Genomic DNA, 14,008 nt, shown 5'->3' on the forward strand with positions numbered 1-14,008 from the left:
ATCGACCCCGCGCTCGCGCCAGGCCGCTCCCGTCAGCACGGATTCCTCATGGCCGATGCCTCGCATGTCAGCTATCTGCCGCCGATCCTGACCTTCTGCGCCGGGGCGGTGGTCGCCGTGCCGCTGTTCCGGCGCTTCGGGCTTTCGGCCGTGCTCGGCTATCTCGCCGCCGGCATCGCCATCGGCCCCTCGCTGCTGGCCGTGATCAAGGACGCGAATGCGATCCGCAGCACCGCCGAGATCGGCGTCGTCTTGCTGCTTTTCCTGGTCGGGCTCGAATTGCAGCCGGCGCGGCTCTATTCGATGCGGCGAGACATCTTAGGCACCGGCCTCGCCCAGATGGTCCTCAGCGCGGGCGTGATCGGCGCCATCGCCTGGTGGCTCGGGCTCAGCCTCGGCGGCGCGGTCGCGGTCGGTCTGGCGCTCGCCCTCTCCGCCACCTCGATCGCCCTGCAACTGCTCGAGGAGCGTGGCGACGGCGCCGAGTCCTATGGCCGGCGCTGTTTCTCCGTCCTGCTCTTTCAGGACATCGCGATCGCGCCGATCCTCGCCATGCTGCCGCTGCTGGCGACGACCGGCGCGACCAATGACCAGAGCGCGATGCAGGCACTGGCCGGGCTCGGCCTGGCGTTGCTCGCGGTCGCAGCCCTGGTGTTCGCCGGCCGCTATGCGCTGAACCCGTTCTTTCGGCTGCTGGCCAAGTCCGGCGCCCGCGAGGTGATGACCGCAGCCGCCCTGCTCGTCGTGCTCGGCGCGGCACTGGTGATGGAGAATGTCGGCCTGTCGATGGCGATGGGCGCCTTCCTCGCCGGCGTGCTGCTGGCGGATTCGCATTTCCGCCATGAGCTGGAAGCCGATATCGAACCGTTCCGCGGCGTGCTGCTCGGCCTGTTCTTCATGGCGGTCGGCATGTCGATCGACCTCAAGCTGGTGCTCGACAATGCGCTACTGCTGGCGTTCGCCGCGCCGGCGCTGGTGCTGTTCAAGATCGCCGCCGCCGCCGCGATCCTGCGCGCCTCCTGCTCGACGTGGAGCGAGGCGATCCGGGCCGGCGCCCTGTTGTCACCGGCCGGCGAATTCGCCTTCGTGCTGCTGCCGATGGCCGCCTCGCTCGGCCTGCTGAACCCGCATCACGGCGCAATCGCGACCGCGCTCGCCGCGCTCAGCATGCTGATCGGCCCGATCCTCGCCAAGCTGATCGACGCCTGGCTGCTGGCGCGCGCGGCACCGCCGGAAGAGATCGAGGAGGATTTCAGCGGCACCGCGCCTTCCGTGCTGGTGATCGGCTTCGGCCGCTTCGGCCAGGTGGTGACGCAGGCGCTGCTGCTGCAGCACATCGACGTCACCGTCATCGATGCCGATGTCGAGCGCATCCGCTCCGCCGCCAAGTTCGGCTTCAAGATCTATTACGGCGACGGCACGCGGCTCGACGTGCTGCGCGCCGCCGGAGCAGGCAAGGCCAAGATCGTCTGCGTCTGCATCGACGACCGCGAGGCGGCGCTGCGGATCGTCGAGATGGCCAAGGCGGAATTCCCGACGGTACGCCTGCATGCCCGCGCCTTCGACCGTGTCCACGCCATCGACCTGATGCGCGCCGATGTCGACTATCTGATGCGTGAGACCTTCGAATCGGCGCTCGGCTTCAGCCGCGTGACCCTGGAGGGCCTCGGGCTCGACTATGAGGAGGCCAGCGTAGTGATCGAGAATGTGCGCGAGCGCGACGCCCAGCGCATGGAAATCCAGTTCAACGAAGGCATCGCCGCCGGGCTGCACAAGGTGCCGCGCGTCTCGCCCGAGCCGCTGGTCAGACCCAAGGCCAAGCCGAAAGCCCTGTCAGAGGAGACCCGCGAGGTCATCGAGGATGGCGGCGCCCAGGTGGCGGTCGGCGGTGTCGGAGAACCGGCCACGTGAACGCCCCCAGCAAAAGCCCGGCCGTCTTCGTCACCGGCTCGACCCTGCGCCATGTCGCGGTGATGACCGCGACCGCCTCCGTCGGCCTGATGGCGGTGTTCATCGTCGACCTGTTGTCGCTGCTCTATGTCTCGCGGCTGGGCCGGCCGGCGGCAACGGCCGGTGTCGGCTACGCCACCATCGTCCTCTACCTCGTCGTCTCCTTCAATGTCGGGCTGATGATCGCGGTGACCGCCCTGACGGCGCGCGCGCTCGGCGCCGGGGACCGCGCCGGCGCACGCCGGCTGGCGGCGTCATCGCTCGCCCTGATGGGCGCCGCGGCTTTCGCGCTGAGCGGCCTGATCCTGCCGCTGCTGCCCTGGCTGCTGACACGGCTCGGCGCGCAGGGTGAGGCCTATGCTGTCGCCCACTCCTTCCTGTGGATCACCTTGCCGGCGAACGTGCTGATGGCGCTCGGCATGGGCTTTTCCGGCATATTGCGTGCCGTCGGCGACGCCAGGCGGGCGATGTATGTCACGCTTTCCGGCGGCATCGTCATCGCCGGACTCGACCCGCTGCTGATCTTCGGTCTCGGGCTCGGGCCGGACGGCGCCGCCATGGCGACGGTGATCTCGCGGCTGGTCCTGGTCGCGGTCGGCTATCATGGCGCGGTCAAGGTCCACGGCATCGTGGCGCGCCCGACGCTTGCCACGGTGCGCGCCGATATCGGCCGCTCCCTCTCGATCGCCGCGCCGGCGATCCTGACCAATCTCTCGGCCCCGATCGCCAACGCCTTCTTCGCCAGCATCATCGCCCGCTTCGGCGACCAGGCGATCGCCGCCACCGCGATCATCGACCGGCTCGTGCCGGTGGCGTTCGGTGCCTTGTTCGCCCTGTCCGGGGCGATCGGGCCGATCCTCGGCCAGAACTGGGGGGCGCTGCGCTTCGACCGGATGCGCCGGGCACTGACCGACTCGGTCTGCTTCGCCGCCGGCTGCGTCGCCCTCGCCTGGCTGATGCTGGTGCTGCTGCGCCATCCGCTCACCACCCTGTTCGATGCGAGCGGCGAGACGGCGGAGATCGTCGTGTTCTTCTGCCTGATCTCCGGCCCGATGTGGCTCTTCGTCGGCGCGCTCTTCGTCGCCAACGCCGCCTTCAACAATCTCGGCATGCCGCTCTATTCGACAGTGTTCAGCTGGGGCCGTGCGACGCTCGGCACCGTGCCGATGGCGTTCATCGGCGCACACTATGCCGGGCCGAAGGGCGCGCTCGCCGGGGTCGCGCTCGGTGCGGTGCTGTTCGGCGTGCTGGCGCTGGTCTTCGCCTATCGCGCGATCGGCAAGCTGGAGCGGCGGGCGGCGGCGCAAGCCGCCTCGCTTGCCTGATGCCACCCGGCTGATATCGTCCGGGCGATGGCTGGCGCGAACTCCGACGGTTCGACCGATCCCGGTCGAACGGAAAGCGCGCCGGTGGCGGGACCGAACCCGCAAGGGAGCATGCCATGATGAACCTGTTCGAGATGATGCAGTCGGCTCAGAACGGCCAGGCGATGCAGAACCTGGCGCGGCAATACGGCCTCTCCCAGCAACAGACCCAGGCCGCGCTCGACGCCTTGCTGCCGGCCTTCTCGATGGGGTTGCAGCGCCAGACGCAGAACCCCTACGCCTTCGGCAATCTCGCGCAGATGATGACGGCGACGCCCTTCGGCCAGATGTACGACACCGATGGCGACGGCATTCCCGATTCCGCGGCGCCGATGGGCAATGACGTGCTGAGCCAGCTCTTCGGCTCCAAGGAGGTCAGCAACGCCATCACCGCCCAGGCGGCCGCCACCAGCGGCGTCGGCCAGGCGATTCTGAAGCAGATGCTGCCGGTGATCGCCGCGATGGTGATGGGCGGGCTGTCCAGATCGGCCGGCAATCAGGGGCTCGGCGGCATTCTCGGCCAGTTCGCCGAGATGATGCGCGGGCAGGCGCCGAGCCAGCCGAAGCCGGGCATGCAGGCCAGCCCCGGCAACCCGCTCGAAGCGATTCTCGGCGGTCTGTTCGGCGGTCAGACGGCGGCGGCCGGGCAGGCGCAAGGAGGCGGCCCGTTCGGCGGCGCGCCGATGCCGGGCAACCCGGCCGATATGGGCAATATCTTCGGCCAGATCCTGACCGGCATGTTCGGCGGCGGCCAGCCGTCGCAGGAGGGGGTCAAGCCCGCACCGCAGCGGCGCCAGCCGGAACCGGAGCCCGAGCAGCCGGCGCCCTCCGGCGAGACGGGACCGGGCTCGATTGGCCTCGATGCGCTCAACCAGATGTTCGAGCATGGCCGCAAGGTGCAGGACAGCCACCAGGATGCGCTGAAGTCGATCTTCGATGCGATGCTGGGCGGTGGGCAGCGCCGCGCCTGACATTGGCAGAGGCCGGCCGTGTCGATACCGGCCGCGGCTCCGTCATTCCGGGCATCGCCCATAAAAAAGGGCGGTAGCCGAAGCCACCGCCCGCAGGAACGCGTCACGCCAAGGGGTCAGGCGTTGCACGCGATCTCGATGGCCCGCGCTGGCCGCGCCGGCTGGGTTACGGCCTGTCGAAGCCCGACTTCTCGCCGGCGCGCAGCGGCCGATTGCTGCTGCGCCGAGCGGGCGGAGAGAACGGCGGAGGGATCGCGCAGCCAGGAGGTCGCGAGCGCGCCTTCGACATCGGAGCGAACGAGACCGATATCCTTGAGGCCGCGCTCGTCGAGTTCGCCGAGCTGCATGACCTCGCGGCGGTGGACCCAGGCGCGGATCAGATCTTTGACGCCGGTGACCGTCCGGGTGGCTGCACGCGTCACGCTACCGCCAAGGGCAGACAGGGACTTCGCGGCATAGGTCATGATCAGCATGACGGCCTCCTGGGGTTGATCGGCGGATCGGATCATCCGGACCGGCTGGACGCGCCATGACAGGAGCCGGAGAATGACCCAAAGGTAAGTCCCCGCTGGCCATCAGCCAAACGAATGATTATGATGTTTGGCACAATTAATTTTGATATTCCTCCGGGGGGATGCCGGCATGGCCCATGTGCTCGACGCCGACCAGCTCAAGACCTTCGTCGCCATCGCCGACACTGGCTCCTTCACCCGCGCGGCCGAGATCGTCTTCAAGACGCAATCGGCGGTCTCGATGCAGATGAAGCGGCTCGAGGAACGCGTCGGACGGCCGCTCTTCGGCCGTGACGGGCGCCATGCCAAGCTGACCGAAGATGGCGAGCGCCTGCTCGACTATGCCCGCCGGATCGTCCGACTGAATCTGGAATGTGTCGCCAGCTTCACCGAGGCCGATCTCAAGGGCCGGATCAGGCTCGGCGTGCCCGACGATTATGCCGACCGCTACCTGCCGGAGATCCTGGCCCGCTTCGCCCGCTCGAACCCGCGCACCGAAGTCACCGTGGTCTGCGAGCCGACGCCGATGTTGGCCGAGCGCATCGCGACCGGCGACATCGACCTTGCGATCATTACCCATGTCGAGGGACGCGGCCAGGGCGAGATCATCCGTATCGAGCCCCTGCTCTGGGTGACCTCGGCCCGCCATTGCGTGCATGAGGAGGACCCGCTGCCATTGGCGCTGGGGCGTCCGACCTGCAATTGGCGGCAGGCGGCGGTCGAGGCGTTGGAGAACAAGGGACGGCGCTTCCGTGTGCTCTATGCCAGCTGGAACTCGACCGCGGTCGGCGCGGCGGTGGTCGCGGGGCTCGCCGTCTCGGTGCTGCCGGAGAGCGCCGTCAGGCCTGGCATGCGCATCCTCGGCGCCTCGGAAGGCTATGCCAGCCTACCCTCCTGCAAGATCGGCCTGCTCCGGACCCGGCACGACCCGTCGATCCTCTCGAACGCGCTCGCCGAGCACATCATTCAGAGCCTCGACAATCTGCAGAGCTTCAAGACCGCGGCCGAGTAGGCTTGGCGCGCGCGGACAAGCGCCTCGGCGACCGCGAGCATTTTGAGCGGAGCGGCTGCCCGCTTCGCTCGCAATCCTCTAGTAGCGCGCCTCACGCAGCCTGAGCGCCACTGTGGCAGCAGTGAAAGTCTTGGTGCGGAGCCCGAATTGCTCGGCAAAGCCGAGGATGAGCGGCTCGTGGCGATAGGACGCGCGGACGACGACGCCATGGTCTTCGTTCTGGAGCGTAGCCAATGCCGAGGTATTCGCTTCAGCGGGCAGATAAGTCATCGTGCCGACACCGACCAGGATCGTGTTGTTCTTGCGCGTGATCGCCGCCGAACCCACCTCGATTCCGGTCTTGCCGGGCAGGACGTTGGCGATCTTGGCATTGATCTGCTGGCCGGTCACGGCGGCGAGCGTCTCGTCGGTCTGCGAGGCCAGCACCAGCGCCGCTTCCGCGGTGAAGCGCGTGATGTCGCGCTGGATCGTGAAGGCCTGCGAAAGGTCGACGGCCGCGGCCAGCATCATGAACAACAGAGTGCCGATCAGACCGAACTCGACGGCGGCCATGCCCTGCTCGTCCCGCAGCATGCGGCGCGGGCTGCGCCAACGGAACCTTGCCGAGATCATCATGACGGCCTCGCATAGAGTGCGGAGCCCGACACGCTCAGATCGGGTAGCCCGGGCACGAAGGTCACGACCGGAACACGCGCCCGGATCAGCATCGGCGTACCAGCGGTCGCGCTGGAGAAGGTGGAGCCGATCGCCTGGACCACTCCGCCATAAGCCGAGAGAGGCTGCGTCTCGAGGCGGATGTTCGCGACGCAGTTGTCCGCGATCACGAGCCGCCCGCAGATCTGGGTGATGACGGCGCTACGGTTTCCGGCCAGGGTCTGGGCGTTGTTGCCGGTGGCGGCATCGGAAACCGCGTCATGCAAATTCATCTGCGTCAGGAAGACCAGAGCGAACTGCAGCACCGCCAGCAGCCCGGTGATGAAGACCACGCCGACAAAGGCGAATTCGACCGCTGCGGAACCACGCGCATCGCCCGCGAAGGCGCGCAACCGGCTCGCCAGCCGCAAGATGAGGCCCGGCAGAGTGATCGATCGGGGATAGCGCATCACCGTCGCCACTCCGTCACGGACAGGTCTTGGTGCAGAAGCGGATGTAGTCGATCAGCCCGCCATAGGTATCCTCGCGCCCGGCTGCCTGGAACTGCAGCCTGTACTTATCGCCGGCTTTGAGGTTCCGGAAGATGATCTTCCGCTCGGTCCACTGGTCAGTGTGGACGCAGGTGTCGACGGCGTTCGAGGCTGCCGAGGAAAAGCCACTCGACTTCGCGAAGAAGACCTCGATCCGGTTGGTCTGCCCCTCCCAGGTCGCATTATTGAGCGCATTCCAGACCGCAGTCGACGAGTCCTTGTAAGCGCAGTAGACCTTGCCGGCATAGGCTGGATTGCGAACGCGCGAGATGTACCAGTAGCGCAGCTCGTAATCGCCATTGGCCGGGAGAGTTATCTCCCGCCACATTGACGAATTGGTCCGGCAGTTCGAAGTGTAGCAATGCGAGTCCAGCTCGGCGAAGAAATTGCCGAAACGGATCTCGTTGCCGGAGAGCTGCGGGATGCCGTTGATCTCGATGCCGCCCTTGCCGCTCTGCGTCGACCATCCATTCCAGTTGTTCAGGACCGTCCAGCTGTTCGACGCGACGTTGTGGTTAGTCTCGAAGGACTCCACGAGAAGCACTGTTCCCGGCGTCGTCGTGGACACCGGCAGCATGTCGCAATTGCGGACGACCCCGAGCGGCACGTTCTCGAAGCCGAGCACCCCACCGAAAACGTTGGCGCTGTTGCCCGACGCCCGGACGGTGATGATGTTGTTAGCGATACTGGCGCTGACCGTCACGCCGGACAGCCCGCTGCCGGTCACCTTGCTGTTCGTAATATCGGTCACGACCGGCACGTAGTTCGCGTTCGGATCGGCGTTGGCCTGGCTCTGCCGGTACCTGATCTCGTGCGTCGACTGCTGGCAGCCGAGTTCGACCGCGCTGGCGATGCGCTGCCGCTGGGCGGCGGCGCGGGTCAGGTCGATGCCGCCACCGACAGCGAGCATCAGTGCCGGCAGGCCGAGCCCGAAGATCAGCGCGGTCGAGCCGCGGGTGTCTTTCAGGAAGCTGCGAAACAGGGGCATCATTCCAAAGCCTCGCGGAAAGCGCCGAAAACACAGCGCGACGATGCAAAAACCGTAGGCGGGCGCGGATTGACAAAATCTTGCGCGAGCTCGTGAAAACCGGGGCTATCGGCACATAAGCGGGCCTATTCGGCCGCCGCAGCCTGAATATGGTAAAGTTTAGCGAAACTGCGTTGCGTAATTTCCTGCCCAATCGGCCAGCCGCTTTCGGCCACACGACGAGGACGCGTCGTGTGGCACACCGCTCGTCGCCCTCAGGGCGCCAGACCGGCCGCGGCCGCGAAGAAATATCGGGAAAGGGTCGTGCCGATCGTCGTCGCGCCGGCAATGCAGGCGAGCGAGATCATACCGGCGATCAGGCAGTACTCGATCGCCGTGGCGCCACGGTTGTCGTGCAGAAAGTCGCGAGCAAGGGCGAAAATCGGCTTCATGCCGCCATTGCTAGCGGCAAGCTGCGGAGAATTCGTTAATCGGAAGCGCAAAATTCGGAGGTATGCGCAGTTTTCCGCCGAAGTCGCGACGCGGCAGGCGTTACATTGTCCCGCCGCCTCACAGCACCAGCTCGCAAAAGACAGGATCGATCCGGCCGCCCCAGGCGCCCTGCTGGCGCACGGCGAGCCGCTCGGCGAGGCTGCGGCCACTCTCCGCAATGGCCATGACCGGCTCGAGATAAGAGGTCTCGTCGCGCCCCTGTGCATCGAGACGGGCGCGCCGCGCCAGCCCGGCCCGCGCCAGTTCGACGACCTCGCGCGCGAGTTCACGCAACGGCCGGCCACCGATCCTGGCATTGAGCCCGGCCTTGGGCACATCGTCGCGCAGGCGCTGGCGCTCCTCGGCGTTCCAGCCCCGGACGAGGTCCCAGGCCGCGGCGAGCGAAGCCTCGTCATAGAGCAGCCCGACCCAGAAGGCCGGCAGCGCGTTCAGCATCTCGACCGGCCCGGCATCGGCGCCGCGCATCTCGATATAGCGCTTCAGCCGCGCCTCGGGGAACAGGGTCGAAAGATGGTTGGCCCAGTCCGACATGGTCGCGCGCTCGCCAGGGAGCTGCGCCAGGCGGCCCGCGAGCAGATCGCGGAAGGAAGCGCCGGTGACGTCATGATAAACGTCGCCGCGCTTGACGAAATACATGGGAACGTCGAGCGCCCAGTCGACATAGGCCTCATAGGACATCGCCTCCTCGAAGGCGAAGGGCAGCATGCCGGAGCGGGCATTGTCGGTGTCGCGCCAGATCTCGGAACGCATCGACTGCAGGCCGTTGAGCTTGCCCTCGCTGAAGGGCGAGGCAGCGAAGAGCGCGGTCGCGAGCGGCTGCAGCGCCAGGCCGACCCGCAGCTTCGCCACCATGTCGGCCTCACTGGCGAAGTCGAGATTCACCTGCACGGTCGAGGTGCGGAACATCATGTCGAGGCCGCGCGTGCCGACCTTCGGCATGTAGTTCGCCATGATCTTGTACCGCCGCTTCGGCATCACCGGCGTCTGCTCGCGGGTCCAGAGCGGCGAATGCCCGAGGCCGAGGAAGCGGATGCCATGCGGCTCAGCGACCGCATGGAGGTCGGCGAGATGCGCCGCGAGTTCCGCGGCAGTTTCGTGGATGCTGTCGACCGGCGCGCCCGAGAGCTCGAACTGGCCACCCGGCTCGAGCGAGATCGCGCCGCCGCCATCGGGGCCGGCGAGGCCGATGACATGGCCGTCATCGAGGATCGGCTCCCAGCCGAGCCGCTCCTGCATGCCGTCGAGCAGGGCACGGATTCCGCCGCGCCCGGCTTTGCCCTCATAGGGCACCGGGCTCAGATCGTCGGCATAGAACGGGAATTTCTCATGCTCGGTCCCCAGCCTGAACCGGGAAGCGGGCTTCTCGCCTTCGGCGATCCAGCCGATCAGTTCGGCCTTCGAGCTGATCGGAGTGGAATCGGAGACGTCGCGGGCCATCAGGCACTCCGGCAGGGAAGGCTTCGGAGCGCCAGACATAGGCGAGCGTCACGGCAACCACAACGACCACGGATGCGGGGTCGGGGTCACAATCTTGCCAAAATGCATGATCGCCGATCAGGCGGCTCCGCGCATGCTGATCCCGGCATCGCCATTGCCGCCGGCGCGCGTCTGCGCCGCGAGCCAATCGACCACGGCGCGCATCCCTGCCTCCTGGCCACCACTGCCGGCGCGCGCCTCCTCGAAAATGGCGAGCTGCATATCGGCGCTGGTGCCGCCGGCGACGATGCCGCGGCAAGCCGCAAGGTCGGCGCCGCAACCCAGCGCGGCGGCGTCCTCGCCCAGCATCGCCAGCACTTCCTCGAGGACTTCGCCGACCGGGCGCATGGCGCGCCGGGCTTCGCAGACGAAGCCTCCATGCAGACCATAGCGCTGCGCCCGCCAGATATTCTCGGCCGCGATGGCACGCGAGGCCGCGGTCAGCCTGCCATTGAGATCCGGCTTGCGGGCGAGATGGCGCACCAGGCAGCGATAGAGCGCGGCAATGGCGAGGGTATCGTCGAGCCTGGTGCAGCTGTCGGCAACGCGCAGCTCCAGCGTCGGATGCTTTTCCGAGGGGCGGATCGACCACCAGACGAAGCTCGTATCGCGAATCGTCCCGGAGGCGACCATGGTGTCGATATAGGCGCGGTAATCGGCTGCGCTGGTGAACAGTTCCGGCAGGCCGGTGCGCGGCAATTCTGCGTAGGCGCACAGGCGATAGCCCATCAGCCCGGTACGCCGCCCCTGCCAGAAGGGCGAGGAGGTCGACAGCGCCAGCAGCAGCGGCAGAAAGGGCAGCATCCGCACCATGATACCGATGCGCAGGTCCTCGTCCGGCACTTCGACATGGACATGCAGGCCGCAGAGCTGATTGCGGCTGCCGAGCATCTGCAAATCGCGCATGATGCCGTCATAGCGTTTGGCCTCGGTCGCACGCTGGCGCGACCAGGCGGCAGTTGGGTGCGTTCCGCAGGCGAGCAGCAGCATGTCGTGGTCGCGCGCGATCGCCGCGAGCCCGGCCCGCAGCCGCGACAGCGACAGCCGCGCCTGGGCCATGTTCTCGCAGACCGGCGTCATGACCTCGATCTGGGATTGCAGCATCTCGCTCTGCAATTCGTTCGGAAAAGCGGCCTGGGCCGCCTCGATGAAACGCGGCGAGATCTTGCGCGCGATGCCGCGGCTCTCGGCCTCGGAAAGAAAATACTCTTCCTCGATGCCGAAACGATAGGCGCTGGTCGCCATGGTCCGCTCCCCCTTCCCGGTGCCCCATTCGTTCGGGTGCGCCAGACTGCCCGTCATTGAGTCGGAACTGCGACCATGGTCGCAGTTCCTGTGCTCAACGTACAACGCGTGCGCCGCGTTCCACGGCTCGGGCCGCAGACCGCTTCGCGCAAATGCCCGGCGCTATTGGCTTATCCAGTCGCCGAGCGTCGCCTGGACGAGCGCCAGCGCGGCGACCGCGGCCGTGTCGGCGCGCAGGATGCGCGGGCCGAGCGAGAGCCGCAGCGTGCGCTCGCGAGCGAGCACCAGAGCGCGCTCCGATTCGTCGAAACCACCTTCCGGACCGATCAGCAGCGCAAGCTTGCCACGCGGGGCGGACTGGAGCGCTGCGACCGGCCCTTCGGGCGCGGACGCCTCGTCGCAGAACACCAGCAGGCGCTCGGGCTCGAGCCCTGCCAGCGCGTCAGCCAGCGGCAGTTCGGGACGAATCTGCGGCAAGCAGAGAATGCCGCACTGCTCCGCCGCCTCAACGGTATTGGCTGCGAGACGCTCGAGATTGAGGCGCGAGACCTGGGTGTGGCGGGTCAGGACCGGCTGGAGCACGCCCGCCCCCATCTCGACCGCCTTCTGCGCCATGTAGTCCAGCCGAGCATGCTTCAGCGGCGCGAACATATAGACCAGATCGGCGGCCGGCGGCTGGACGCGGACCTGGCGCTGCGCCTCCAGCCGGGCCTGCTTGCGGCCTTCCACCCGGATCGCGCAGAGCCATTCGCCGTCGCGCCCGTTGAAGGCCAGGATCGCGTCATCGCTGCGCAGGCGCAGGACGTTGAGCAGATAATTCGCCTGGTCGCGAGCGAGTTCGATGGTCCCACCCGGCACGAGCGCCGCTTCGCAAAAAAGCCTGTGCTTGGAAAAATCGCGCATCCGTCGTCGGTCCGTCCTGGTGGCGCGCCGTGCGCCAGCCGGGATCGGCCGGTGCGGGCGGGCGCGCCTGACCAGATAGGACAGGCGATCGGCGATCACAAAGCGAAGCTGCCGCCAAGGTCGATTTTGTAGCTCCGGACGCGAAAGTCGCCACAATCGGCGGCTATCGGCAAGCGCGTCGTCACCAAATGCGAGCCGGCACTTTGCGGTGCGCGGGCGTGGCTGTTATGGAGACCACGGCGCCGGGACGGCGCGGGTGGAAGAATTCGGAGCGGGATGATGCGGCGATACGCAACCCTGAAGCTGGCTGTGGCGCTGGCGGGCGCTGGCCTGGCCCAGCCGGTGCTGGCACAGGCGCCCTCCGGTTGCGAGAACATGCAGAAGCTGCTGCAGGAGCGCCAGTCGATCGTGCAGGGGCTCAACGCCTCCAGCAAATCGAAGCGCAAACTTACTCCCCAGCAGGCCTGCAGCACGCTCGGCCGCCTCGTCAACAACGGCAACGCCACGCTCAAATTTGCGACCGCCAACCAGGACTGGTGCCAGATTCCGCCGAGCTTCATCGACGGGATGAAGGCGGACAACGAGAAGGCCGCGACGATCCGCAACCAGGCCTGCAATGCCGTCAAACAGCATGCCGCGATGCAGCGCCGGGCCCAGCAGCAGGCGCAGCAGCAGAGCGCCAACCCGTTCGGCGGCTCGGACACGCTGACCGGTGGCCCGATGCGGGTGCCGCAAGGGGCGCTCTGACCCGAAGGCCCGCTTGCCATGGCGTCTTCGCCCGAAATCACCGATGCGCCACTGCCCGACGCGCTGAGCGGCCACTGGGTCGATACGCGCGCGCCGCGCCGGTTGCGGCCCTATCTGAAGCTTGCCCGGATCGAGCGCCCGATCGGCTGGTGGCTGCTGTTGCTGCCGTGCTGGTGGGCGGCCGGACTGGCCGCGATCGCCGCGGGCATGCCCTTCCCGAACCTCTGGCACGTCCTGCTCTTCCTGATCGGCGCGATCGTGATGCGGGCGGCCGGCTCGACATTCAACGACATCGTCGACCGCAAGCTCGATGCCCAGGTGGCACGCACCCGCGGCCGTCCCCTGCCCTCGGGGCAAGTCAGCGCGCGCGCCGCAGCCCTGTTCATGCTCGGCCTGTCGCTGGCGGGCCTGCTGGTCCTGCTGCAGTTCAACGCCTTTACGATCGCGGCCGGCATCGCCTCGCTCGGCATCGTCGCGATCTACCCGTTCATGAAGCGCATCACCAACCTGCCGCAATTCGTGCTCGGCCTCGCCTTCTCCTGGGGCGGGCTGGTCGGTTGGAGCGCCGTCTTCGGCCGGCTCGACGCGCCCGCCTACCTGATCTATTTCGCCGCGGTGTTCTGGACCATCGGCTACGACACGGTCTACGCGATGCAGGACATCGAGGACGACGTCATCGCCGGCATCAAGTCGAGCGCGCGCTATTTCGGCCGCTACACGCAGCAGGCGGTCGGCGGCTGCTATGCGGCGGCCGCCCTGCTGGCGGGCCTCGCAACCTGGCTGGCCGGCGGCGGCATCGTCGCCTTCACCGGGCTTTTCCTGTTCGCGGCCCATCTCGCCTGGCAGGTCCGCCTGATCGGCGGCGCCGACGGACCGACCGCGCTGATGCTGTTCCGATCCAATCGCAATGCCGGCCTTATCCTCGCCGCCGGCTTCGCGCTCGATGCAGCCGCCAAGGCAGCGTTCTAGGACCAGCAACTCCTCGCCGACCGATGCGCATCTCAGCCACGACGTCCCATAGGCCCGTGTCCGAATTTGCAGCGCGCTCCGACGTAGCGGAGCGGCTGCGAGTGACAGCACTCTCAACATCCTAAATGGATCAGGCCGAGGCTCGCCATGCGAGCCCCGGCCTGTCGATCTGGTCCATTGTGACCGACGCAGTCG

The 14,008-nt window shown here is 67.4% G+C and carries 14 protein-coding genes; 6 read left to right on the forward strand and 8 right to left on the reverse strand.

Features of this window, described 5'->3' with window-relative positions; genetic code table 11:
- The first annotated feature begins 48 nt into the window (after positions 1 to 48).
- The 3 genes from ACWGRX_RS05075 to ACWGRX_RS05085 all read left to right on the forward strand — a co-directional run bounded on the left by ACWGRX_RS05075 (position 49) and on the right by ACWGRX_RS05085 (position 4,285).
- Positions 49 to 1,911 (forward strand): monovalent cation:proton antiporter-2 (CPA2) family protein, encoded by a 1,863-nt coding sequence (locus ACWGRX_RS05075; protein WP_452116654.1) that lies wholly within the window; start codon positions 49 to 51, stop codon positions 1,909 to 1,911.
- A complete protein-coding gene (locus tag ACWGRX_RS05080) occupies positions 1,908 to 3,275 on the forward strand; it encodes an MATE family efflux transporter (protein WP_452116655.1) in 1,368 nt (455 codons plus the stop codon). The genes ACWGRX_RS05075 and ACWGRX_RS05080 overlap by 4 nt, the downstream gene beginning before the upstream one ends.
- Before the next feature lie 116 nt (positions 3,276 to 3,391).
- Positions 3,392 to 4,285 carry a DUF937 domain-containing protein gene (locus ACWGRX_RS05085; protein ID WP_452116656.1) on the forward strand — a complete coding sequence of 298 codons (894 nt, stop codon included), beginning with the start codon at positions 3,392 to 3,394 and terminating at the stop codon, positions 4,283 to 4,285.
- Between the two features lie 116 nt (positions 4,286 to 4,401).
- On the opposite strand, the gene ACWGRX_RS05090 is transcribed toward ACWGRX_RS05085, so the two are convergent.
- The gene (locus ACWGRX_RS05090; protein WP_452116657.1) at positions 4,402 to 4,758 is read right to left on the reverse strand and encodes a YjiS-like domain-containing protein; all 357 of its coding nucleotides are present in this window, start codon (positions 4,756 to 4,758) and stop codon (positions 4,402 to 4,404) included.
- A gap of 169 nt (positions 4,759 to 4,927) precedes the next feature.
- Here ACWGRX_RS05090 and ACWGRX_RS05095 point away from each other — a divergent pair, with 169 nt between their 5' ends.
- A complete protein-coding gene (locus tag ACWGRX_RS05095) occupies positions 4,928 to 5,809 on the forward strand; it encodes a LysR substrate-binding domain-containing protein (protein WP_066468091.1) in 882 nt (293 codons plus the stop codon).
- Positions 5,810 to 5,887: 78 nt separating this feature from the next.
- Here ACWGRX_RS05095 and ACWGRX_RS05100 read toward each other — a convergent pair whose 3' ends face one another.
- From ACWGRX_RS05100 to ACWGRX_RS05130, 7 genes are all read right to left on the reverse strand, one after another.
- Positions 5,888 to 6,361, reverse strand: coding sequence for a TadE/TadG family type IV pilus assembly protein (locus tag ACWGRX_RS05100; protein WP_452116658.1), 474 nt, complete (start codon positions 6,359 to 6,361; stop codon positions 5,888 to 5,890).
- A 59-nt stretch (positions 6,362 to 6,420) separates the two neighbouring features.
- Entirely contained in the window at positions 6,421 to 6,912 is a 492-nt protein-coding gene (locus ACWGRX_RS05105; protein WP_452116659.1) for a TadE/TadG family type IV pilus assembly protein, read from the reverse strand.
- A 16-nt stretch (positions 6,913 to 6,928) separates the two neighbouring features.
- Positions 6,929 to 7,984 (reverse strand): TadE/TadG family type IV pilus assembly protein, encoded by a 1,056-nt coding sequence (locus tag ACWGRX_RS05110; protein WP_452116660.1) that lies wholly within the window; start codon positions 7,982 to 7,984, stop codon positions 6,929 to 6,931.
- Between the two features lie 251 nt (positions 7,985 to 8,235).
- Entirely contained in the window at positions 8,236 to 8,412 is a 177-nt protein-coding gene (locus ACWGRX_RS05115) for a Flp family type IVb pilin (protein WP_452116661.1), read from the reverse strand.
- A gap of 118 nt (positions 8,413 to 8,530) precedes the next feature.
- Positions 8,531 to 9,910: a glutamate--cysteine ligase gene (locus tag ACWGRX_RS05120; protein ID WP_452116662.1), complete on the reverse strand. Its 1,380-nt coding sequence runs from the start codon at positions 9,908 to 9,910 to the stop codon at positions 8,531 to 8,533.
- A gap of 117 nt (positions 9,911 to 10,027) precedes the next feature.
- Complete coding sequence (locus ACWGRX_RS05125; protein WP_452116663.1) at positions 10,028 to 11,194, reverse strand: carboxylate-amine ligase; 1,167 nt, start codon at positions 11,192 to 11,194, stop codon at positions 10,028 to 10,030.
- A 162-nt stretch (positions 11,195 to 11,356) separates the two neighbouring features.
- Positions 11,357 to 12,097, reverse strand: a complete 741-nt coding sequence (locus tag ACWGRX_RS05130) for a 16S rRNA (uracil(1498)-N(3))-methyltransferase (RefSeq protein ID WP_291641206.1) — start codon at positions 12,095 to 12,097, stop codon at positions 11,357 to 11,359.
- A 279-nt stretch (positions 12,098 to 12,376) separates the two neighbouring features.
- Between ACWGRX_RS05130 and ACWGRX_RS05135 the strand changes: the two genes are divergently transcribed.
- Together ACWGRX_RS05135 and ubiA are read left to right on the forward strand one after the other, a co-directional pair.
- Positions 12,377 to 12,844: a hypothetical protein gene (locus ACWGRX_RS05135; protein ID WP_291641204.1), complete on the forward strand. Its 468-nt coding sequence runs from the start codon at positions 12,377 to 12,379 to the stop codon at positions 12,842 to 12,844.
- Between the two features lie 18 nt (positions 12,845 to 12,862).
- A complete protein-coding gene (gene ubiA, locus ACWGRX_RS05140) occupies positions 12,863 to 13,813 on the forward strand; it encodes a 4-hydroxybenzoate octaprenyltransferase (protein WP_452116664.1) in 951 nt (316 codons plus the stop codon).
- Positions 13,814 to 14,008: the final 195 nt, after the last annotated feature.

The sequence above is a fragment of the Allobosea sp. NPDC055594 genome (assembly GCF_053618995.1).

Bases quoted from the DNA above. Each gene is read 5' to 3' on its own strand.
- ACWGRX_RS05075 (WP_452116654.1), top strand. From the start codon at position 49: ATGGCCGATGCCTCGCATGTCAGCTATCTGCCGCCGATCCTGACCTTC.
- ACWGRX_RS05085 (WP_452116656.1), top strand. From the start codon at position 3,392: ATGATGAACCTGTTCGAGATGATGCAGTCGGCTCAGAACGGCCAGGCG.
- ACWGRX_RS05090 (WP_452116657.1), bottom strand. From the start codon at position 4,758: ATGCTGATCATGACCTATGCCGCGAAGTCCCTGTCTGCCCTTGGCGGT.
- ACWGRX_RS05095 (WP_066468091.1), top strand. From the start codon at position 4,928: ATGGCCCATGTGCTCGACGCCGACCAGCTCAAGACCTTCGTCGCCATC.
- ACWGRX_RS05100 (WP_452116658.1), bottom strand. From the start codon at position 6,361: ATGGCCGCCGTCGAGTTCGGTCTGATCGGCACTCTGTTGTTCATGATG.
- ACWGRX_RS05105 (WP_452116659.1), bottom strand. From the start codon at position 6,912: ATGCGCTATCCCCGATCGATCACTCTGCCGGGCCTCATCTTGCGGCTG.
- ACWGRX_RS05110 (WP_452116660.1), bottom strand. From the start codon at position 7,984: ATGATGCCCCTGTTTCGCAGCTTCCTGAAAGACACCCGCGGCTCGACC.
- ACWGRX_RS05115 (WP_452116661.1), bottom strand. From the start codon at position 8,412: ATGAAGCCGATTTTCGCCCTTGCTCGCGACTTTCTGCACGACAACCGT.
- ACWGRX_RS05120 (WP_452116662.1), bottom strand. From the start codon at position 9,910: ATGGCCCGCGACGTCTCCGATTCCACTCCGATCAGCTCGAAGGCCGAA.
- ACWGRX_RS05125 (WP_452116663.1), bottom strand. From the start codon at position 11,194: ATGGCGACCAGCGCCTATCGTTTCGGCATCGAGGAAGAGTATTTTCTT.
- ACWGRX_RS05130 (WP_291641206.1), bottom strand. From the start codon at position 12,097: ATGCGCGATTTTTCCAAGCACAGGCTTTTTTGCGAAGCGGCGCTCGTG.
- ACWGRX_RS05135 (WP_291641204.1), top strand. From the start codon at position 12,377: ATGCGGCGATACGCAACCCTGAAGCTGGCTGTGGCGCTGGCGGGCGCT.
- ubiA (WP_452116664.1), top strand. From the start codon at position 12,863: ATGGCGTCTTCGCCCGAAATCACCGATGCGCCACTGCCCGACGCGCTG.